The organism is Anaerostipes sp. AF04-45 (genome assembly GCF_003461725.1).
GTDB lineage: Bacteria > Bacillota > Clostridia > Lachnospirales > Lachnospiraceae > Anaerostipes > Anaerostipes caccae.
Genome location: NZ_QTXQ01000001.1, coordinates 429888 through 450123 on the forward strand (window position 1 = coordinate 429888; position 20236 = coordinate 450123).

Below are 20236 nucleotides of genomic sequence, written 5' to 3' on the forward strand. Positions count from 1 at the left end.
AAATAAAAAGGTGATTTTATGGTTGAAGACTTAAAAAATCTACCTCACTTTAAAGATGTAGATCAAAAAGTATTAGAAAGTTTAATTTTAAGCAATCAAATTATTAAGCGTTCTTATAACAAAGGAATAACTGTGCATGAGCAATATTCAGAGTGTTATGGAATGGATATAGTTCTTTCAGGCAATTTAATAGCCTATTCTCTAGCATCTAACGGTTCTGAAACTATTGTATTTAAATTTTGCGAAGGCAGTATTATTGGGGCAAATCTCTTATTCGGGGAGCAAAATAGATATCCAATGAATATTTATTGTACAGCTGGATGTACCCTTTTCCATATTTCAAAAATAGCAGTTAGCAAGCTGCTAAAAGAATATAGTTTTGTTATGTCCTTTGTGAAGTCACTATCCTTAAACTCCCAATGGATGAATAAAAAAATAGCTATGTATACTCAGAAATCTTTAAGAGAAAACCTGATGGATTACCTTGTTGCACTTTCTGCCGTTCAGAAATCTAAAACTATCATTTTACCTATTTCAAAAAAACAGCTTGCTGACCATTTTGGTGTTCAAAGACCATCGCTTTTTCGTGAATTAAAACGAATGAAAGATGAAGGGTTAATAGAAATCGATAATAGAAATATTACAATTCATGATTAACATTAGAAAGCACCCCTAGCTTTTATAAGTCTAGGGGGATTCCCCATAATTAAAATTTACATTTTCACATCAATCTCCATCCCAGATTTAAAGGCAACAGTTACTTTCTCATCATGTACCGTAATCTTTTCTATCAGCTTGCGTACTACCTGCTCGTCATACACCTGTATTGTACCTCTCTGCTCGGCAAGGAACTGCTGCATTTCAGCAATTCGCTGTTTCAAACCTTCTCGTTCTGCATTCTCCGCCATAGCATTCTGCTTTTGTTCTCGCAAAAGGTCTATCTCATCAGCAAGGTCTTCATAATCCTGTCTGGCATTTGCTCGTTTTAGAAGCTCCTGCTGCAGTTCTTCCAGCTTGGCATCAAGGCTTTCCATCGAAGTCTCATCTTCCAAAGCAAGCACCATCGCTATATTTTTTTCCAAGGCAGTAAGCATTTCATCCTTGCCACCAAGCGCCGTGTTGATTGCCTTTACCACAGCGTTCTGCAATTCTTCTTCCTGTACAGTTGGTGCATCGCAGCAGTCAGGGCCATGCTCCACACGGTTTACGCATCGCCATACCGTGGAATGTTTCCCGCGGTTGTTCCAAGCAATCCTTCGATAAATATCCCCACATTTTGAACAATACACAATACTGGAAAGTGCGTATTTGCTACTGTAAACTCGTTTCTTCCGATTCGCTCCACTGTGAAGGTTAGCTCGTCTGAGCATCTCTTCCTGCACCTGCATATAGAGGTCACGGGGAATAATCGGTTCATGGCTGTTCTCCACATAATACTGCGGAACGATGCCGTTATTCTTCACTCTCTTTTTGGTAAGAACGTCCACGGTATATGTCTTCTGTAAAAGGGCATCACCAATATATTTTTCGTTTTTCAGGATTTTCTTGACCGATTCAGGACGCCACTTTGCCTTTCCGGCGGCTGTTAAAATTCCATCATCCATCAAGCCATCTCCGATTTGCTTTAGGCTTGCGCCCTGTAGGTATTCACGGTAAATTCGTTTGACGATTTCTGCCTCGGCAGGCTCTATGATGAGGTGTCCATCTTCGTCTTTGGTGTATCCCATAAAGCGATTATTCGTAAATGTATCGGCATGATAAGCACCAAGGTCTGCATCAAGGCCACGAATCGTAAGATTCATGATGGCCATCTTCCAAGTGTCCGGATTGGCCTCTTGACCATAAATTGAAATCGAGCCACGATTGCCGGAATGTGCTTGAATAAACTTCGCACTTTGTACAAACATACCGCCACTGCCACAGCAGCAATCATATACGCGGCAGTTTGAATATGGTTTCAGGATTGAAACCAGTGTGTTTACGATGCTTGACGGCGTATAGAATTCACCACCGCCTTTGCCTTCCTTTTCGGCAAACTGAGCGATACAGTATTCGTAAGTTCTACCGAGAACGTCTCGGTTACCTTCGGTCTCTCCCATATCCATGTTGGTAAAGAGGTCAACGACATCTCCGAGGACTCTCTTGTCCAGATCTGGACTGGCATAATTCTTTGGAAGCACGTTCTTGAGTTTCTTGTTGTCGGCTTCGATTGCACGCATAGCATCATCAATAACCGTTCCGATTTCCGGCTTATGTGCTGCTGCCGCAATCTTATCCCAACGAGCATCCTCCGGCACGAAGAATACGTTATCCTCAAGATATGCATCCGGATCATTCTCGAAGCCATCTCCTTCGGCTACAAGCTGTTGATACTTCTTGTCAAATGCCGTAGAGATATACTTCAGGAAAATCAGCCCAATTATTACGTTTCTATATTCGGATGCCGGAATATGTCCCCACAAAACGCAGGCCGCATCCCAGATTTGTTTTTCAAAGCCGATATTGGCAGTATTCTTTTCAGCCATTGTGTTTACCTCACTTTTCTTTTTTTCATTATTCTACCAAGCCATCGGTACAATAATCAGGACTTATTCCAATTCCTCCATCATGTGCTTAAAGTGCTGTCCCTGATTCATCACCTCGAAGATGGAATAAAAAACGCTTCTGTACTGGTCACAATCGATGCTCTCATCTACAAAGTGGAGTCCATCGTTGAAAGCATCCGACCTATTGATGTAAGACAGCATAGCTTGTGCCAGATGGTATTTTGTATAATCTGGAACGCCACCGGCAGCTTCATCCATGATCTGCTTCTTTATCGCTTCAAGCACTGTAGTGCTAAGAACAGTGCTTTCAAAGCCACACAATTGTAAAAAGTAGTATTCAAGGATTCTCCGGATCACGTTCATGAGCGGAATCGGTGCATCCAGCTTTTCATATTCTCGCCAGAGTGCCGCATAAGAATTCTGAACCGGATTGAAGTTCCTATCCTTCTCAGAGACTTTTGTGGCCTCGATTACACATTTCTCCACAGTCGAGATGTTGTTCTTCTTGTTTACCTTAAAGAACGACACGTACCGGTAATGGCTAACCCGATTGTATGTGATCTCTCTGTGGAAGAAGGCATTGTGCGTCAGGATAAATATCTGCTGAATATACTTTCCTTTATATTCGTGGTCTTCCAGTCGGACGTTATTGCTGCATACGCCCAACATTTCACGCACCAGTGCACTGACGATAAAGAGCGCACTGGAGTCCATACTGGAAACAGGATCATCTATGACCACGATCTTATCCTTGCCGGAGTCCGTCTCGGTCTGGCTGCCGCGCACCAAGTGGTAGAAGTACAGGAAAGCAATGAAGTTACGCTCACCCTCGCTGAGCTTTTCCGCAACCTTGCCATCCTCCCTGATGACCTCGTAAGTACCTTTGACGCCTTCCTTTTCGCGGAGCCGGAATCCTTCAAATCCAGAATCCTTCAGATGGGCATTGATGCTTTCCACCGTAGTCGCCGTGTTGATCACGCTGGCATTGAGTTTATTAATTTCAGCCGACAGAGCTTTATATTTCTCCTGCAGCTTTTTGACCTCTCCGTCCAGTCTCTTAGCCTCAGCCTCAATATCGCTCTTGCTCTTTGTATAGGCCGCCACTTTATCCTTCAGGATAAATGCGATTTTCTCCCATACCATATTGAAGCATTCAAGCTGCTTGTCCGGCTTGGTAGCTACGATGTCGTTATTCTCCTGAATCAGTTCATTGATACCCGCTACGACTGTATCAATATCAGAGAGAATGGTATCTGTATCTTTGAGCGCCACGGCCTCACCCGGTGTAGTCCGTTTCTTTGCTATCAGCTGCTCATTCTCTGTAATGACTGTCTCAAGCTGTGCCACCAGCTTCTCATATTCTGCAGTCTTTGCCTTCGGGAAAACGTCGTTTAGGTTATTCTTTAGTAGCTCAAGTAAAGCCTCCATTTTCCTTTTGTACTCTGCCTCGAAGGTTTCAAGTGCATCAAGCGCCTTCTGGTAACCTTCATCGAAAGCCTCTGCGATGTCTTCCTCGAAGGTATCCGGTAACTTTCTCTGACAGAACGGGCATTTACCTTCTTCGTGACCGACCACATAATCAGCATGACCTTGCTTCACCCATTCGGTCGCATTGAGCGCTTTCATGAACTGAGCAAACTGTGTCTCACTCCTGCTCGTCACTTCTTCGCCAAGATAGCTTGCACCGGAAAGATCATATTCACCTTCCAACTCGCCAGAGATTTTGAACAATGGGTACCTCCGTGCCTTTGGATCATAGGCGATATCGTATAGTTTCTGGATATCTTCCTTTTTGTGTTCGACAGCTGAATGCTTCCCGGATAAAACCTCGTCTGCAAACTGGAGCTTCTTTTTCTTACCACCCTGCGTCTGATCGAAGCTCTTTCTGATATCCTCGGTTTCATCCCAACAAGTGGTTTCAAACGTATCGCGTAACGGCTTGAGCTCACTGCTCTTCTTATCACGATCCTCAGCAGCCTGTTTACCGTCAGCAACGACACCTTTTCTTTCCTCGGTCTTATCGTCGATCTGTTTCCTTGTTTCGGCATTTTCTTCGCTGAGCGTGAACACACCCTTGAGGTCGCCATAGTTAGCCAGATTACGGTCAATAAACTCTTGATTATAAATAAGAATCGTGTAGTCGGCAGGATTTACACCATTCTGCCATTCAAGGCACTCCGGGTGCTCAAAGGCATAAGCAACTGTGCTCTTACCCGCACCGTTCTTTCCAAAAAAGAAATTGATATATGTAGGGTCTACCGTCTCACCGTGAAAAGTGGCAGCGTCCAATTTTATATTTGTTATGAGGGACTTCATCTTGTCCTGCATAGGCATTCTCCCTTCTGCCACATTTTTGCGTGCGACATTTAATCCGTGATTTTTCCACCACGTAACCATTCATCCACTTCGGATATTTTGAACTTATAACGTTTCCCAGCTCTGTAGAATGGCAGTTTTCCGTCTTTTATCCAATTCCTGACGGTATCCGTACTAACGCTGAGGTGTTCAGCTATATCCTCAAGGTTTACCCATTTTTCTGGTGTTGCTTCTTGTATTGTTTCAGATGTAATATTCTCGTTTTCGTTGCTCATGTACTCTCCTCCATCAATGTGAGTCCCCAATGGTAAATACGGGAATTTGGACTCCGCCTTCAAGCAGCTCCTGAATCAGGTCGCAGCGCTTGATTGACCAGTGAGTCCGGTTCAGTTCGTTGAATTTATCATTGCCTACAAGTTGAAGCTCCTCTAACAACTCGTTCAGTCTCCACTGCGGAACATCGAGTTTGTATCCGCAATAGTAGACTTTCACGTAATTGTCGTAGACCTTTATATCGGGCACAAACCCGTAGATCACATTCTGGCTCTCATCTGCTTTGCCATACTGATTGTTCTCAGCCATAAATAGCGATGGCATGGTTTTAATTTGATCGCGATTCTCCTCAGTCATCGGAGCAAACTTATCTATAGTTTCCTGTGTCATGCATTGATTCAAGGCTCGGTCACGCGGAATCTTAATGTATGGCCTGTCGAATTCCTCACCAGCAAGCACGAAAATGTTGTAATACTCCCGATCCACCTTTGGCGGGAGATAGATATTTCCTCCGAAATACGGCATTGACACAGTCTGCTGCGTAATCTGCATATTGATGGTGCCGTAGTTCGGGATCATCACAGCATCGTTTCCACTCTGGGAATATTGCGGCTTCCCGTTTGCCGGAAGATTCGCAGCGGATATTACTCTTATTTCATTACTCATTAGAGCCACCTCCGTGCTTACCCAGTGTCAAATTCATCGTTCCGTAATTCGTGATGACATTACTGTTGTCTCCGGTCTGCGAAATAAACAGCGGATTATTTATGATCTGCTGAATGGGAGGAGGCGTGCCAGTTTTTGCATCCTCATCTCCAAAGTCGAAATCATAATCTGCCTCTGCTTTATCTGATGGCTGTTCTGCATCCTCGTCTCCGAAGTCGAATATCTCATCATCCTCGGATAGAGCTGTTCCCGGCATACGAACATTTATTGTCTTTGTGATACTCTTACCCATGCCACCAGAATATGTTCTTGGTGCTCTGCCATTTTTCGGGCACCACATGTCATAGGTATCACGGCCTACGCTGTTGTCCTTTCTATAAACAACCACATAGTGCCATACACCCAGCAGGAATGCAGGGAGACAGACATCGTCGAGTCCGCCAAGTGCGGTCTTTTTTATTTTCTGACCGGTTTCTTCAATATAAAATCCCTCATCCGGCTTGATGCTGTCGTCCTGCTCAATCAGGTCGATCAGCGCCTTCACGAGTCTTTCGTCTTTCTTTACCTTTGTTCCGATTTCAAGGAACAGCGCAACGAACTCCGTCATCGCACCCAGTGCATCCTGATACTCATTCCGGATGCGCTCATCAAACGCCTCGATCTCCAGTGTCTCGCCAAATGGCAAATACTGACCGGTCGAGGTCTTGCAGGATTTGAAGTCGTTTGTTTTTCCTTTCAGCGCACCTTCCTTCGGTTCTTGATAGTCGGGATTGATTACCTTAATCAGCCCAATCAGAACTTCCGGATCAGAGAGGCCATCCCTCTCGCCTTTATAGTGCTGTCTTGCCTTAACGCGTTGTTTTAGCGCCTGCAACACAAGCACAAAGAAGGTGCCGCCACATAACCGTGGATTGTCACCTTTTGTCATTGATTTTCTCTCCAATTTTCAAAGTCGAACCCTAAGAACCTTACGAACTATAGTAGCCGACCTACCGAACGATTGGATAGCTCTTGTGAGTAGTCACAAGGGCAATATGGCGTCCGGGAAGAGGCTGGATATACGGGTACAGTGGTTCGTGGTGTTTCCGATTTATTCCCATCAATTCCTATTATATCAGAAATACATGTGAAATTCAAGATATCCAGATGTATTTCCAATGAACAGGCCATGAATTTCCCCACTGTGATTGCTCACTAAAAAGCAAATCACAGGAGGAAATCTTATGACAACAGAAGAAAAGACCTATTTCATCTACGTTCGCAGCACCGGCGAAAAGGTACCGGTCACCAAGGCGCAGCACGACGCCTTCTATAAGGAAGCTGACCGCATCCGCCACAAGGAGCAGAATCACGGCAGGTGCATGTGTCCCTACCGCTTCATCTGGAAATGCGACGGCGACTGTATCGGCTGCGAATATCACGCGGCAGGTGACGTCACTTCTCTGGATCAGCCTCTCCCTGATGGCAACGGCACCCTCGGTGACTATATTCCCGACCGCAGTAAGCCGATGGACGAGGTTATCGCCGACCGCATGCTCTTAGAGCAGCTCTTTGCCAGACTGCGTGAGCTTGATCCGGAGGCCGATACCATCATTCAGCTTTGGAAGGATCATCCGGAGGGCATCTTCGATCGGGCAATCGCCAGAGAGCTCGGTCGCCCGCAGAAGACCTTCGCGGATCAGATGAAGAAGTATCGCACTGACCTGCGCAGGATTACCGGCGACAAGTAATACCAAAACCACGAACCACACCATTTCCGGCCATTGTCCCACCTTGGGATGATGGTCGGAATTTTTTTATAAAATCCTCCGCTCAAATCGGCAGTTCATCTCCAGTGGAAGATGAAGGCAAGAGAACACAGCCTTCAGAAAGCGAGGTGAACATGATGTACCGCAATTATGCAGACACCGGCGGCAACGTGAACGAGGAGATCAAACTCCTGAATTCCATCAGTCACGTATCCGCCAGACTGGCAAGGAACCTCCGGGTACTTGCCGCAAGCCAATCCGAGGAAGGAGGAAAAGAAAATGTCAAAGATGGCAGAAATGGCACAAACCATCGAAGAGCTCCGCACCGCTGCTGCTTCTATTAATGCCGCAGCCGACTGGCTCTACCAGCAGTTTTCTGGAGACGACAATTCTAAGCAGCAACATTTTAAAAGTGCTGCTAAGAAGGAGGAACCCAAGCCAGAGATCAAGCTGGAGGATGTAAGAGCCGTCCTTGCCGAGAAGTCCCGTGCCGGTCATACCGCAGAGGTTCGCACCCTGCTCCAGAAGTACGGTGCCGCAAAGCTCTCAGCCGTAGACCCGGCAAATTATGAAGCCCTGTTGAAGGACGCGGAGGTAATCGGCAATGGCAGCTAAAGCACACGCGATCCTCTCCGCATCTTCATCCGATAGGTGGCTGCACTGCCCGCCATCAGCAAGGCTCTGCGAAACCTATGAGGATAAAGGAAGCGACTACGCTGCGGAAGGTACCGACGCCCATGCGCTTGGCGAATTCAAGATCAAGTCCGCTCTTGGACTTCCCGCAGAAGACCCGACCAAAAGCCTCAAATGGTATTCCGAAGAGATGGAGAACTGCGCCAGCGGCTATGCCGAATACGTTCTGGAGCAAGTCGAAGCCGCCAAGGAAACATGCAGCGACCCGGTCGTCCTGATCGAGCAGCGTGTGGACTTCTCCCGCTGGGTAGAACAGGGCTTCGGAACAGCCGACTGCATCATCATTGCAGACGGCACACTCAGGATCATCGATTACAAACACGGTCTCGGCGTTCTGGTCTCAGCAGATGAAAACCCGCAGATGCAGTGTTACGCGCTCGGCGCTTTGGAGCTTTTCGATGGCATCTACGACATCGATCAGGTTTCCATGACCATCTACCAGCCGAGACGGCAAAACATCAGCACGTTCGAGATCAACAAAGACGCGCTCTACCGCTGGGCAGACGAAGTATTGAAGCCCACCGCAGAATTGGCCTTCGCCGGAGATGGGAATTTCCTGTGTGGTGAATGGTGCGGCTTCTGCAAGGCCAAGAACGAGTGCCGAGCCAGAGCCGAAGCTAACCTGAAACTCGCGCAGCATGATTTCAAGCTCCCGCCACTGCTCACGGACACCGAGATCGAGGTTATCCTCGGCAAAGTGGATGAGCTGGTCAGCTGGGCATCCGACATCAAGGAATATGCCCTGCAGCAAGCTCTCTCCGGTAAGGAGTGGACTGGCTTCAAGCTCGTCGAAGGACGCAGCAACCGCAGATACAGCAATGAGGCCGCCGTCATTGACGCGGTCGAGAAAGCAGGCTTTGACCCGTATGAGAAAAGGCTGCTCGGCATCACCGCCATGCAGAAGCTCCTCGGCAAGTCCCGCTTTGATGAACTCCTGACGGCTTATATCGAAAAGCCGCAAGGCAAACCCACACTTGTGCCGGATAGCGACAAGCGCCCGGCCATGAATACAGCCAAAAATGATTTTATGGAGGAAAACGACAATGAGTAAGAATGTAAAAATCAGCAATCCCATGAAGGTTATCACCGGTGTCGACACCCGCTGGAGCTATGCAAATGTCTGGGAGCCGAAATCCATCAACGGCGGCACTCCCAAGTACAGCGTGAGCCTTATCATCCCGAAGTCCGATACCAAGACCATCGCCAAGATCGAGGCCGCCATCGAAGCTGCCTACAAGGAGGGTGAAGCCAAGCTCAAGGGCAACGGCAAGTCTGTACCGGCGCTCTCTGTTCTGAAAACTCCTCTTCGTGACGGCGACGCTGAACGTCCGGATGACGAGGCCTACAAGAACGCCTACTTCGTGAATGCCAATGCCACCTCTGCTCCCGGCATCGTGGATGCAGACCTGAACCCGATCCTCAACCGTTCCGAGGTGTACTCCGGTGTGTATGGCCGTGCCAGCATCACCTTTTACGCCTTCAACAGCTCCGGCAACAAGGGAATCGCCTGCGGGCTCAACAACCTGCAGAAGATCCGTGACGGTGAGCCTCTCGGCGGCAAGGCAAGTGCAGAGTCTGACTTCGCCAGCGATGACGATGAAGACTTCCTGAATTGATGGAGGTGCGATTATGACAGTGACTACCTTACAGACAATCCTGATTACTGCGCTGATCGCCACTTGGCTGGTATTCAGCATCGTGTTCCTGATCTCGTCCATCCAGAGTTTCTTCAATGACCGCAAGCGTGAGAAGCGTGAGGAGGAATCTGCCGCCCGTGACCTCAAGTACCACGAGGAACGCATGAAGCGCGAAAAGGAACAGGCCGAACATGAACGTGAATACCACGAGAAGCGCATGAAGTCCTTGGAGTAAATCATAAACGGCAGGCGGCTTAGGAGCGATCTTAAGCCGCTTGTTTGAATTGAGGTGAAAATCTATGCAAACACTCAGTATTGATATCGAAACCTACAGCGACGTGAATCTATCCAAGTGCGGCGTATATAAATATGCCGAGTCACCGGATTTTGAAATATTGCTGTTTGGCTACAGCGTCGACGGCTCCGAGGTAACGGTCATCGACCTTGCACAGGGAGAGCGCCTGCCGCAGGAAATTATAGATGCCCTGACTGATGATACTGTCATCAAATGGGCTTTCAATGCAAATTTTGAACGGGTGTGTTTATCCCGATATCTCCGCGATCTTGGAGTAAGCCTCGACCCCTTCCATGATAACCACCCTCTCTCGACCGAATGCGCACGCTTCTTAAATCCGGAAAGTTGGCGCTGCTCTATGGTCTGGGCGGCCACAATGGGACTGCCGCTTTCTCTGGAAGGCGTAGGCTCTGTCCTCGGTCTTGAAAAGCAGAAACTCACTGAGGGAAAAGATCTGATCAAATACTTCTCCGTGCCCTGCGCTCCGACGAAAGCAAACGGCGGTCGCACGAGGAATCACCCTTTCCATGCGCCGGACAAGTGGGAGGCCTTCAAAAAATATAATATCCGCGATGTAGAAACCGAGATCGGCATTAAGGATCGTCTTGTCAAATTCCCTGTACCGGAGGAGGTCTGGGATGAATACCACATCGATCAGGAAATCAACGACAGAGGTGTCCGGCTCGACATGTATCTGGTAAAGGAAGCCATCGAGATGGACTCCCGCTCCCAGTCAGAACTGACTGCTGCCATGAAAGATATGACAGCACTTGATAATCCAAACTCCGTCCAGCAAATGAAACAGTGGCTCTCCGATAACGGGCTCGAAACTGACAGTCTTGGAAAGAAAGTCGTGGCAGAGCTTATCAAAACCGCTCCTCCAGAACTTCAGACCGTTCTGGAACTCCGACAACAGCTTGCCAAATCCTCCGTCAAGAAATATCAGACTATGGAGCGTGCGGTCTGTGATGACGGCAGGGCTCGCGGCATGTTCGCTTTTTACGGAGCCAATCGTACCGGACGCTGGGCAGGCAGGCTTATACAATTACAAAATCTCCCGCAAAATCATCTCCCGGATCTGGCCGACGCACGCGCTCTTGTAAAATCCGGAGATTTTGACGCCGTGAAGCTCTTATATGAAGACGTCCCGGACACCCTCTCTCAACTGATTCGGACAGCGTTCATCCCGAAAGACGGTACGCAGTTTTATGTTTCCGACTTCAGCGCCATCGAAGCAAGAGTCATCGCGTGGTATGCCGGTGAGACGTGGCGTCAAAAAGTCTTTGAAACCGGAGGTGACATCTACTGCGCCAGTGCCAGTCAGATGTTCCATGTTCCGGTTGAGAAGCATGGCATTAACGGCCATCTGCGTCAAAAGGGCAAAATTGCGGAACTCGCGCTCGGCTACGGCGGCTCGGTCGGAGCCTTAAAGGCAATGGGCGCTATAGAGATGGGACTTTCCGAAGATGAGCTTCCTCCGCTGGTGGATGCGTGGCGTCAGACAAATCCCAACATCGTAAAATTCTGGTGGGATGTCGACAGCGCTGTCATGGAGGCCGTGAAGTATAAACACACAACCAGCAGCTATGGGCTTACTTTCTCCTGCCGTTCCGGGATGCTCTTTATTACGCTACCCTCCGGACGGAACCTCGCCTATGTAAAGCCAAAGGTCGGTACGAATAAATTCGGAGGCGAGTGTATTACCTATGAGGGCATCGGCAGCACGAAAAAATGGGAACGGCTCGATTCATACGGGCCGAAATTCGTGGAAAATATCGTGCAGGCAACCTCCCGCGACATTCTCTGCTATGCCATGAAGACGCTGCGCTGCTGCTCCATCGTCATGCATATTCACGACGAACTGGTCATTGAAGCAGACCCTCGCATGTCACTTGACGTTCTCTGTGAACAGATGGGCAGGACTCCACCGTGGGCAAAAGGCCTGAAGCTCCACGCAGACGGTTACACCACGCCCTTCTACAAAAAAGATTAAAAATCGTCCGCTCAAATCAGGCGTTCATCTCCAGTGGAAATTGGAGGTGGACGCCTTTAAGTCTGCCCGGAAAGGAGGACTTTTGAGTGAGCAACGATTATCGCAACAGCGAAGGCTATCCTGACCCAACTGCAGGTGAAGCACTCTCCCGGATTGCTGCAAATGAAAAGCAGTCCCTTCGTGCTTTCCGGCCTATCGTCTACATCTGCTCTCCGTTTTCCGGAGATGTGGAGACAAACGTAGCCAACGCCAGACGCTACAGCCGCTATGCCGTGGACAAGGGATATATCCCTATCGCACCGCACCTGCTATTTCCGCAGTTCCTTGATGATGACAATCCGGAAGAACGTGAGCTTGGTCTTTTCTTCGGAAATGCCCTCATGAGCAAGTGCGCTGAGATCTGGGTATTCGGCAGCCGCATCTCATCCGGTATGGAAGCAGAAATCAAACGCGCCAAGTGGAAAGGCTACCACTTGCGCTATTTCACAGAAGAATGTCAGGAGGTTTAACGCTATGTATGAAATTAAAGAAAGTCGCAGAGAGCTTTTTGATGGCACTGAGATCACTACCTACACCCGCGATGTGGTAAGTGCCAATATCCTGCAGGTCGAAGCCGGAACAACCGGTTACAAAGGTGGCGACACCGGCCACGGCGGACGCACCTATTTCCGCATTTCCGATGAATCCAGCACAGATATCCATGTCACACCTTTCATGGACAGATTCGGCTGCAACGGTTTTGAAGTTATCCTTGGCGGCGACTGCGAACTGGAAACCATGATCCGCGCCCTGAAATTTATCACAAAGGTGCTGGAGGAAGAATCGGAGGAGGTGTACGACTGATGTTTACCCTGTATAGCGCCGATTTTATCGGCAATCCCGGAAACTGCTCCTATCCGCATAAGACCGTTGTCATGGACGCGGACAGAATGAGAGACGCAGTCAGTCACGATTATGTGTGCGCGGAGTACAAAAATCACTACCGCAACAGCGACAACTTTCTCTCCGCTGACTGTCTTCCCGTGGATTGTGATAATGACCATTCAGAAGATCCGAAAGACTGGATCACACCGGCAGACGTGTTGGAGGCATTTCCGGGAGTAAGCCTCGCCATCCATTACAGCCGCTTTAATCAGCGCGAGAAAAACGGCAAACCGGCAAGGCCAAAGTTCCATGTGCTCTTTCCCATCGACCGGGTGACGGATGCTGCCCTCTATAGCGATATGAAGAAGCTGGTCAATTCCATATTTCCGTATTTCGATACGAAAGCGCTGGATGCTGCTCGCTTCTTCTTCGGAACACAGGAGCCGAATGTGGAGCTCTATCCCGGTCGCATGAACCTCACGGAATTTTTGAATGACGACGAGTTCGATGCAGACCTGCCCGGTGGCCACGAGAAAGACGTCGTGATCCCGGAAGGAAGCCGCAACGCTACCATGTCCCGCTTTGCCGGTATCGTCATAAAAAAATACGGCGATACGGAAAAAGCCTACCAAAGTTTTCTGGAAAAGGCCGCGACCTGCGTGCCACCTCTGGATAACAGCGAGCTTAATACAATCTGGCACAGCGCCCAGCGTTTTTATTCCAAGATCAGCCGTGAGGACGGATATGTCCCTCCGGAAGTCTATAACGACGAGAATAGTTATAAGCCGGAGGACTTTTCCGACGTCGGGCAGGCCGAGATGCTCTCGAAGTATTTTGCAAACGAGCTGCGCTACTCACCGGCCACACACTTTATCCGATACAGCGATCACTACTGGCAGGAAACAGAACCCGGCGCACAGGCCGTCGCTCATGAACTTACTCGCAGGCAGCTCACAGAAGCCAATCGAAATATGATGGAGGCTCTGCAGAAGCTCAAAAATTGCGGAGCGCAGGAAATCCTTGATAACACATCCAAGGCCAAAGCTGAACAGCTGATGAGCGACGAACAGATGGAGGCCTATCAGGAGTTCCTTGCCGCCAAGGCCTACCAGAGCTTTGCCGTCCGCAGACGCGACTCCAAGAACATTACATCTACCCTCAAAGAGACGCACCCGATGCTGGAAATCTCGCCGAGAGACTTGGACGCAGACTGCTTTCTGCTCTGCACACCGGAGGCGACCTACGACCTTCGCAAAGGTATGGCCGGAGCCCGCGAGCACTCTGCTGATGACTTTATTACAAAAATCACGTCCGTGTCACCCGGCAGCAAAGGAGCGCAGCTCTGGCAGGATAATCTGGATCTGATTTTTCAGAAGGATCAGCAGCTTATTGACTATGTACAAATGATCTGTGGCCTTGCTGCTATCGGGAAAGTTTTTGTGGAGGCGCTCATCATCGCATACGGCGATGGGCGCAACGGCAAATCCACCTTCTGGAATGCCATCTCCCGCGTGCTGGGACTCTACAGCGGAAATATATCCGCAGACACTCTGACTGTCGGCTGCCGCAGGAACATCAAGCCGGAAATGGCTGAGGTCAAAGGCAAACGCCTGCTGATCGCTGCGGAAATGCAGGAAGGCGCAAGGCTCAACGACTCCACCGTCAAGCAGCTCTGCTCTACGGATGATGTATTTGCAGAGAAGAAATATAAAGATCCGTTTTCCTTCAAGCCCTGCCACACGCTGGTGCTGTATACGAACCACCTGCCTCGCGTCTCCGCCTCCGATGACGGTATCTGGCGCAGGCTTATCGTGATCCCGTTCAATGCCAAGATCGAAGGCAAGGCCGACATCAAAAATTACGGTGAGTACTTGTATGAAAATGCCGGTGAAAGCATTCTGGCATGGATCATCGAAGGAGCTAAAAAGGTCATCGCGCTGGACTACCAGATTCCGGTACCGGACTGCGTGACGAAGGCCATCGATGAATATCGCAGCCAGAACGACTGGTTCGGACATTTTCTGGATGAGAAGTGCGATGTAGATGAGTCCTTTAAGGAAAGCTCCTCGGCGCTCTATCAGGCATACCGCAACTACTCGCTGGATTGCAATGAGTATGTTCGCAGCACGGCAGACTTTTACTTTGCGCTGGAGAAAGCCGGATTCGAGCGGCTGACACTGAATCGGAAGCGCTATTTCAAGGGCTTAAAGATTCATGAGGACAGCGGCGCAGAGGAAGATTTTCTGCAGTAATCCGGGACTATGACAAGGTGTATCAAGGTCTTATATAAAAACTCTCTTAGGCCTAAAAAAATAGCTCTAAGAAAAAGTTTGGTAAATACCATTGATACACCTTGCACATCCCCTGAAATTAACGCCTGACGGAGGTTTGCAATGATAGAAAAACAGATAGAAAACAAGTTAACTATGGCGGTGAAAAAGAACGGCGGCATTGCACTTAAGCTGGTGTGTCCCTCTTTCGTAGGAATGCCCGACCGCCTGATCTTACTCCCTGACGGCCATATCGGCTTCGCAGAGCTGAAGGCACCCGGCAAAAAGCCACGCCCACTCCAGCTTTCTCGCCACAGGCTGCTGCGGGAGATGGGCTTTGCGGTATATGTCATTGACGATCCGGAGCAGATTGGAGGGATGATCGATGAACTTCAATCCACATGATTATCAGGACTATGCCATCCGCTATATTGAAAAACACCCTGTGGCCGCAGTCCTTTTAGATATGGGACTTGGAAAGACGATCATCAGTCTGACGGCAGTATATGACCTGTTGTTTGACAGCTTCGAAGTGCATCGCGCTTTAGTGGTAGCTCCCTTAAGAGTCGCCCGCGATACATGGCCAGCAGAAATCCAGAAATGGGAGCACCTTGCCGGTCTAACCTATGCGGTCGCAGTCGGGACACCGAAGGAGCGAAAAGCCGCTCTCATGCAGCAAGCGGATATCACGATCATCAACCGTGAGAACCTGCAGTGGCTCATTGACGAGTCCGACTTTCCCTTTGACTTCGATATGGTGATTATCGATGAGCTGTCGTCCTTCAAAAATCATAAATCCAAGCGATTCAAGTCGCTGATGAAGGTACGGCCACGGATTCACCGGATTATCGGCCTGACCGGCACTCCTTCCTCCAACGGTCTCATGGATCTGTGGGCAGAGTTTAAAGTGCTGGATATGGGCGAGCGCCTCGGACGCTTTATCACGCAGTACCGGACAAATTACTTCATGCCAGACAAGAGAAATGGCGAGATCATCTACTCCTATAAGCCACTGCCCTATGCGGAGGACGCCATCTATCGGAGGATCTCGGATATCACGATTTCCATGAAATCTACCGACCATCTGAAGATGCCGGAGCTGGTTTCAACAGAATATGAAGTGCAGCTCTCCGATTCCGAGCGCAGCCGTTATGATGATTTGAAACAGGAGCTCATATTGCAGCTCCCTGATGGTGAGGTGACTGCTGCCAATGCCGCGTCACTTACGGGCAAGCTCTCCCAGCTTGCGAACGGTGCCATATATGCCGATACCGGTGAGGTCATCGAGTTCCACGATAGGAAGCTGGACGCTTTGGAGGATATTATCGAGGCCGCCAATGAAAAACCGCTCCTTGTGGCCTACTGGTTCCGGCATGACCTTAGCCGCATCAAGAACCGCTTCAATGTCCGGGAGATCAAGACCAGCCGCGATATTGCTGACTGGAATGCGGGAAAGATTCCTGTAGCAGTCATCCATCCGGCCTCTGCCGGTCACGGTTTGAACCTTCAGGCCGGAGGCTCCACCCTTGTGTGGTTCGGCCTTACATGGTCTCTGGAATTATATCAGCAGACCAACGCCCGTCTCTGGCGGCAAGGTCAAGAATCCGGCACTGTCGTGATCCAACACATTATTACCAAGGGCACCATCGACGAAAGGATCGTAAAGGCGCTATCCAAGAAAGAAATGACGCAGACCGCACTGATTGATGCAGTCAAGGCTGACCTTGAGGTGGTGTGATGGCCGATCCTTATGAAAATCTCGCCAACGCCATCGTGCTACAGGCAGTAAAGGATTACCGGGACGCCCTGAAGCGCCTGAAAAAGAAGCCCGGTAATCAAACTGCCATGTTGGACGCAATGGAATGTGAACGGTTCTTCCGCTCCGGCTGGTACAAGACCTTAACAAGTGTAGACGGCGAGTATCTCATACAAAAACTACGAGAGGAGGCGAAGCCCTTATGACAGTAAAAGAATATCTCCATCAGGCCTACCGCCTTGATCAGAGAATCAAGTCCGACACGATAGAAGCACAAAACCTGCGTGAGATGGCAGGCAGCGTGTCGGCTATCCAATATGATAAAGACCGCGTGCAAACATCACGAAATACGGAAGCTCCCTTTGTCCGGACGCTTGAGAAACTGTGGACACTGGAAAAGAAAATCGCCGGTGAGCTGGAAATGCTATCAGACCTCAAGAAACAGATACGGGAGGTCATTGAGGCAGTTCCTGATACCGACGAGCGCATGGTACTCAAGTACCGGTACATCCATAACTATACATGGGAGCAAATCGGGGTGGAGCTCTGTGCAGATGCCCGTACCATTCGCCGCTGGCATGGCAAGGCGCTTCTTCATGTGACGCTTCCGGATGATCCGATTATCATTTGAAATGCGCCCGAAATGTCCTGCTTTGTCCTAAGATGTCCACCCGTCCTTTATGATAGTATATAATCAGCAAAACAGAATAAAGAACAGCTGCACACGCAGCACACGAGCCTTGCGGGAACACCCTGCAGGGCTTTCTTTATGCCCTGAAAGGAGGCACGGCTTATGCCAAGAAAACCACAACGACCGTGCCGCTATCCCGGATGTCCACACCTTACGGACGGCGTTTATTGTGAAGAGCACGCAAAGATCATGGATCAACACTACGAGAAGTTCCAGCGTGGCTACTCTACCGGCAAACGCTACGGCAGAGCATGGAAACGAATCCGTGACCGCTACGTTCACAAGCACCCGCTTTGTGAGCAGTGCTTAAAGGAAGGACGCTACGTCGCGGTCGAGGAAGTCCACCACATCGTGCCGCTTGCTGACGGAGGATCGAATGACGAGTCCAACCTTATGAGTCTTTGTCGTTCGTGTCACGAGAAGATTCACCGCGAGCGCGGCGACCGGTAGGGCGGTCAAAATCTCTACGACCCTTTTCCCCGGAAAACGGCGCGGGGTCTTTTACGCAAAAATTGCAATTCAAACAGGGTATTAAACCCTGCACCACAGAAATGGAAGTGATCGACATGGCGAAAGACGGAACCTATCGCGGCGGGCGGCGTGTCAAAGCTGGCTCCAAGCCGGACGCCCTCGCCGACAAAATTATGAAAGGCGCACCTGCAAAGCGTATGGAGCTGCCGGACTTCACTGACGACATGACCGACTTCGATGTTGACGACATCGGTGACGGCGTGGAGCTGGAAGGCATGGATATGCCAAGCCCGGATGATTACCTCTCTGCTCTTCAGAAGGACGGTAAGCCCCTCGGTGCAGATGAAATCTATAAGGAAACATGGCTGTGGCTCAAGGAGCGCGGCTGCGAGAGGCTGGTAAACAAGCGCCTGCTTGAAAGCTACTCTGAGGCCTTTGCCCGGTATATCCAGTGCTCCGAAGCTGTCAGCAAATACGGCATGCTCGGAAAGCACCCGACCACCGGCGCTGCAATTGCGAGCCCATTCACACAGCTTTTGATGAATTTTCAGAAGCAGGCCAACCTGCTCTGGTATGAGATTTACGACATTGTGAAGCAAAACTGCACCGAGCCATTTGAAGGTAGTCCGCAGGACAGCGTGATGGAGCAGCTGCTTCGAAGCAGGAGGAATATGTAAATGAACACACAGAAATTAGAACAGGTACCTATTGATAAACTGGTGCCCTACGCCCGGAATGCCCGGACACATAGCAAGGAGCAGATCGCACAGCTCCGGGCTTCTCTCAGGGAGTTCGGCTTTGTGAGTCCTGCTGTCATTGATGCGGACTATAACATCCTCGTCGGCCACGGTCGCATTACGGCTGCCCGCGAGGAAGGATATGAAACCGTGCCCTGCGTCTTTGCAGAAAACCTGACGGAAGCACAAAAGCGTGCGTATATCCTTGCGGATAATCAGCTGGCGCTCAACGCAGGCTGGGATGAGGAAATGCTGTCGGTCGAATTGTCTGATCTGCAGGATCAGTCCTTTGACCTATCTCTCCTCGGCTTTGATGCCGGTGAGCTGGATAAACTGCTCGGCACCGGAAGCGAAAAGGACATCGCCGATGATGATTTTGACCTCACCGCTGCCCTTGAGAAAGCTTCCTTCGTAGAGCCCGGCGACATCTGGACGGTTGGCAAGCATAGAGTCATGTGTGGAGATGCCACCTCTCCGGAAGATGTGGAAAAGCTCATGGACGGCAAGAATGCAAACCTTGTTCTGACCGATCCGCCCTACGGCGTATCCTTCAAAGCCTCGGATGGTCTTACGATCAAGAACGACTCTCTCAAGGGCGAGGAATTTTACAAGTTCCTGCTGGCAGCGTTTAAGAACATGGCTGACCACCTCGAAAAAGGCGGAGCCGCTTACTGCTTCCACGCGGATACTGAAGGGCTCACTTTCCGAAAGGCATTCATTGACGCAGGTTTCCATCTCGCCGGTGTGTGTATCTGGGTAAAGAACAGCCTCGTGCTCGGTCGATCCGATTATCAATGGCAGCATGAACCTGTGCTCTATGGTTTTTTGCAAAACGGCAAGCACCCGTGGTATTCCGACCGCAAGCAGACCACCATCTGGAACTACGATAAACCAAAGCGCAATAAGGATCACCCGACCAGCAAGCCGCTGGATCTTCTGGGCTATCCCATCCAGAACTCCTCTCAGGAAAATTCTGTAGTTATTGATACCTTCGGCGGCTCCGGTTCCACACTGATGGCCTGCGAGCAGCTGAACCGCGTCTGTTACATGATGGAGCTCGATCCGAAATACGCCTCTGTCATCCTTCGCCGTTACGTGGAGGATACCGGCGATGAGGAAAATGTGTATGTAATAAGGAACGGCGAAAAGCTCCTCTATTCCGCTCTGGCAAAGGAAGTCGAGACTTCTCCGACGGCGGGTGTATAATACACAATTTCTGCCCGGATTCTTCGGCAATTTTCTACCTCAGAAAATGTCGGAAATCGCTTGATAAATAAGGC

Annotated in this window: 22 protein-coding genes; 17 read left to right on the plus strand and 5 right to left on the minus strand. The window is 49.6% G+C overall.

Annotation, left to right across the window (positions count from 1 at the left end; all coding sequences use genetic code 11):
• Positions 1–18: 18 nt before the first annotated feature.
• Positions 19–657 (plus strand): Crp/Fnr family transcriptional regulator, encoded by a 639-nt coding sequence (locus DWV34_RS02250; protein ID WP_118475179.1) that lies wholly within the window; start codon positions 19–21, stop codon positions 655–657.
• A gap of 56 nt (positions 658–713) precedes the next feature.
• On the opposite strand, the gene DWV34_RS17515 is transcribed toward DWV34_RS02250, so the two are convergent.
• The 5 genes from DWV34_RS17515 to DWV34_RS02275 all read right to left on the minus strand — a co-directional run bounded on the left by DWV34_RS17515 (position 714) and on the right by DWV34_RS02275 (position 6684).
• Positions 714–2525, minus strand: coding sequence for an N-6 DNA methylase (locus tag DWV34_RS17515; protein WP_118475181.1), 1812 nt, complete (start codon positions 2523–2525; stop codon positions 714–716).
• A 63-nt stretch (positions 2526–2588) separates the two neighbouring features.
• Positions 2589–4943 carry an AAA family ATPase gene (locus DWV34_RS02260; protein ID WP_118475183.1) on the minus strand — a complete coding sequence of 785 codons (2355 nt, stop codon included), beginning with the start codon at positions 4941–4943 and terminating at the stop codon, positions 2589–2591.
• The gene (locus DWV34_RS02265) at positions 4913–5137 is read right to left on the minus strand and encodes a helix-turn-helix domain-containing protein (RefSeq protein WP_118475186.1); all 225 of its coding nucleotides are present in this window, start codon (positions 5135–5137) and stop codon (positions 4913–4915) included. The genes DWV34_RS02260 and DWV34_RS02265 overlap by 31 nt, the downstream gene beginning before the upstream one ends.
• A gap of 13 nt (positions 5138–5150) precedes the next feature.
• Positions 5151–5801 (minus strand): hypothetical protein, encoded by a 651-nt coding sequence (locus DWV34_RS02270; protein WP_118475188.1) that lies wholly within the window; start codon positions 5799–5801, stop codon positions 5151–5153.
• Entirely contained in the window at positions 5794–6684 is an 891-nt protein-coding gene (locus tag DWV34_RS02275) for a hypothetical protein (protein WP_147342247.1), read from the minus strand. The genes DWV34_RS02270 and DWV34_RS02275 overlap by 8 nt, the downstream gene beginning before the upstream one ends.
• A 340-nt stretch (positions 6685–7024) precedes the next feature.
• Between DWV34_RS02275 and DWV34_RS02280 the strand changes: the two genes are divergently transcribed.
• From DWV34_RS02280 to DWV34_RS02355, 16 genes are all read left to right on the plus strand, one after another.
• A complete protein-coding gene (locus DWV34_RS02280; RefSeq protein WP_118475192.1) occupies positions 7025–7531 on the plus strand; it encodes a sigma-70 family RNA polymerase sigma factor in 507 nt (168 codons plus the stop codon).
• A gap of 297 nt (positions 7532–7828) precedes the next feature.
• Positions 7829–8164 (plus strand): DNA ligase, encoded by a 336-nt coding sequence (locus tag DWV34_RS02285; protein ID WP_118475194.1) that lies wholly within the window; start codon positions 7829–7831, stop codon positions 8162–8164.
• Positions 8154–9293 (plus strand): DUF2800 domain-containing protein, encoded by a 1140-nt coding sequence (locus tag DWV34_RS02290; RefSeq protein WP_118475196.1) that lies wholly within the window; start codon positions 8154–8156, stop codon positions 9291–9293. Before DWV34_RS02285 ends, DWV34_RS02290 begins: the two co-directional genes overlap by 11 nt.
• Positions 9286–9858, plus strand: a complete 573-nt coding sequence (locus tag DWV34_RS02295) for a DUF2815 family protein (protein ID WP_075714380.1) — start codon at positions 9286–9288, stop codon at positions 9856–9858. Before DWV34_RS02290 ends, DWV34_RS02295 begins: the two co-directional genes overlap by 8 nt.
• Before the next feature lie 13 nt (positions 9859–9871).
• On the plus strand, positions 9872–10114 hold the full coding sequence (locus DWV34_RS02300) for a hypothetical protein (RefSeq protein WP_075714378.1): 243 nt from the start codon (positions 9872–9874) through the stop codon (positions 10112–10114).
• Positions 10115–10178: 64 nt separating this feature from the next.
• Positions 10179–12167: a DNA polymerase gene (locus tag DWV34_RS02305; RefSeq protein ID WP_118475198.1), complete on the plus strand. Its 1989-nt coding sequence runs from the start codon at positions 10179–10181 to the stop codon at positions 12165–12167.
• Between the two features lie 86 nt (positions 12168–12253).
• A complete protein-coding gene (locus DWV34_RS02310) occupies positions 12254–12676 on the plus strand; it encodes a DUF7768 domain-containing protein (protein ID WP_118475200.1) in 423 nt (140 codons plus the stop codon).
• 4 nt (positions 12677–12680) lie between these two features.
• Positions 12681–13010: a hypothetical protein gene (locus DWV34_RS02315; RefSeq protein WP_118475202.1), complete on the plus strand. Its 330-nt coding sequence runs from the start codon at positions 12681–12683 to the stop codon at positions 13008–13010.
• Positions 13010–15283, plus strand: a complete 2274-nt coding sequence (locus DWV34_RS02320) for a phage/plasmid primase, P4 family (protein WP_118475204.1) — start codon at positions 13010–13012, stop codon at positions 15281–15283. The genes DWV34_RS02315 and DWV34_RS02320 overlap by 1 nt, the downstream gene beginning before the upstream one ends.
• A gap of 141 nt (positions 15284–15424) precedes the next feature.
• The gene (locus tag DWV34_RS02325; RefSeq protein WP_118475206.1) at positions 15425–15706 is read left to right on the plus strand and encodes a VRR-NUC domain-containing protein; all 282 of its coding nucleotides are present in this window, start codon (positions 15425–15427) and stop codon (positions 15704–15706) included.
• Complete coding sequence (locus DWV34_RS02330; protein ID WP_118475208.1) at positions 15687–17039, plus strand: DEAD/DEAH box helicase; 1353 nt, start codon at positions 15687–15689, stop codon at positions 17037–17039. Before DWV34_RS02325 ends, DWV34_RS02330 begins: the two co-directional genes overlap by 20 nt.
• Complete coding sequence (locus tag DWV34_RS02335; RefSeq protein ID WP_118475210.1) at positions 17039–17263, plus strand: hypothetical protein; 225 nt, start codon at positions 17039–17041, stop codon at positions 17261–17263. The genes DWV34_RS02330 and DWV34_RS02335 overlap by 1 nt, the downstream gene beginning before the upstream one ends.
• Positions 17260–17688, plus strand: coding sequence for an RNA polymerase subunit sigma-70 (locus DWV34_RS02340; RefSeq protein ID WP_118475211.1), 429 nt, complete (start codon positions 17260–17262; stop codon positions 17686–17688). Before DWV34_RS02335 ends, DWV34_RS02340 begins: the two co-directional genes overlap by 4 nt.
• A 162-nt stretch (positions 17689–17850) precedes the next feature.
• Positions 17851–18198: an HNH endonuclease gene (locus tag DWV34_RS02345; RefSeq protein ID WP_118475213.1), complete on the plus strand. Its 348-nt coding sequence runs from the start codon at positions 17851–17853 to the stop codon at positions 18196–18198.
• A gap of 116 nt (positions 18199–18314) precedes the next feature.
• Positions 18315–18896 carry a P27 family phage terminase small subunit gene (locus DWV34_RS02350; protein WP_118475215.1) on the plus strand — a complete coding sequence of 194 codons (582 nt, stop codon included), beginning with the start codon at positions 18315–18317 and terminating at the stop codon, positions 18894–18896.
• Positions 18897–20162 carry a site-specific DNA-methyltransferase gene (locus tag DWV34_RS02355; RefSeq protein WP_118475217.1) on the plus strand — a complete coding sequence of 422 codons (1266 nt, stop codon included), beginning with the start codon at positions 18897–18899 and terminating at the stop codon, positions 20160–20162.
• Positions 20163–20236: the final 74 nt, after the last annotated feature.

Coding starts and splice junctions, on each gene's coding strand:
- DWV34_RS02250 (WP_118475179.1), top strand. CDS start 19: ATGGTTGAAGACTTAAAAAATCTACCTCACTTTAAAGATGTAGATCAA.
- DWV34_RS17515 (WP_118475181.1), bottom strand. CDS start 2,525: ATGGCTGAAAAGAATACTGCCAATATCGGCTTTGAAAAACAAATCTGG.
- DWV34_RS02260 (WP_118475183.1), bottom strand. CDS start 4,943: ATGGTTACGTGGTGGAAAAATCACGGATTAAATGTCGCACGCAAAAAT.
- DWV34_RS02265 (WP_118475186.1), bottom strand. CDS start 5,137: ATGAGCAACGAAAACGAGAATATTACATCTGAAACAATACAAGAAGCA.
- DWV34_RS02270 (WP_118475188.1), bottom strand. CDS start 5,801: ATGAGTAATGAAATAAGAGTAATATCCGCTGCGAATCTTCCGGCAAAC.
- DWV34_RS02280 (WP_118475192.1), top strand. CDS start 7,025: ATGACAACAGAAGAAAAGACCTATTTCATCTACGTTCGCAGCACCGGC.
- DWV34_RS02285 (WP_118475194.1), top strand. CDS start 7,829: ATGTCAAAGATGGCAGAAATGGCACAAACCATCGAAGAGCTCCGCACC.
- DWV34_RS02290 (WP_118475196.1), top strand. CDS start 8,154: ATGGCAGCTAAAGCACACGCGATCCTCTCCGCATCTTCATCCGATAGG.
- DWV34_RS02295 (WP_075714380.1), top strand. CDS start 9,286: ATGAGTAAGAATGTAAAAATCAGCAATCCCATGAAGGTTATCACCGGT.
- DWV34_RS02300 (WP_075714378.1), top strand. CDS start 9,872: ATGACAGTGACTACCTTACAGACAATCCTGATTACTGCGCTGATCGCC.
- DWV34_RS02305 (WP_118475198.1), top strand. CDS start 10,179: ATGCAAACACTCAGTATTGATATCGAAACCTACAGCGACGTGAATCTA.
- DWV34_RS02315 (WP_118475202.1), top strand. CDS start 12,681: ATGTATGAAATTAAAGAAAGTCGCAGAGAGCTTTTTGATGGCACTGAG.
- DWV34_RS02320 (WP_118475204.1), top strand. CDS start 13,010: ATGTTTACCCTGTATAGCGCCGATTTTATCGGCAATCCCGGAAACTGC.
- DWV34_RS02325 (WP_118475206.1), top strand. CDS start 15,425: ATGATAGAAAAACAGATAGAAAACAAGTTAACTATGGCGGTGAAAAAG.
- DWV34_RS02330 (WP_118475208.1), top strand. CDS start 15,687: ATGAACTTCAATCCACATGATTATCAGGACTATGCCATCCGCTATATT.
- DWV34_RS02335 (WP_118475210.1), top strand. CDS start 17,039: ATGGCCGATCCTTATGAAAATCTCGCCAACGCCATCGTGCTACAGGCA.
- DWV34_RS02340 (WP_118475211.1), top strand. CDS start 17,260: ATGACAGTAAAAGAATATCTCCATCAGGCCTACCGCCTTGATCAGAGA.
- DWV34_RS02345 (WP_118475213.1), top strand. CDS start 17,851: ATGCCAAGAAAACCACAACGACCGTGCCGCTATCCCGGATGTCCACAC.
- DWV34_RS02350 (WP_118475215.1), top strand. CDS start 18,315: ATGGCGAAAGACGGAACCTATCGCGGCGGGCGGCGTGTCAAAGCTGGC.
- DWV34_RS02355 (WP_118475217.1), top strand. CDS start 18,897: ATGAACACACAGAAATTAGAACAGGTACCTATTGATAAACTGGTGCCC.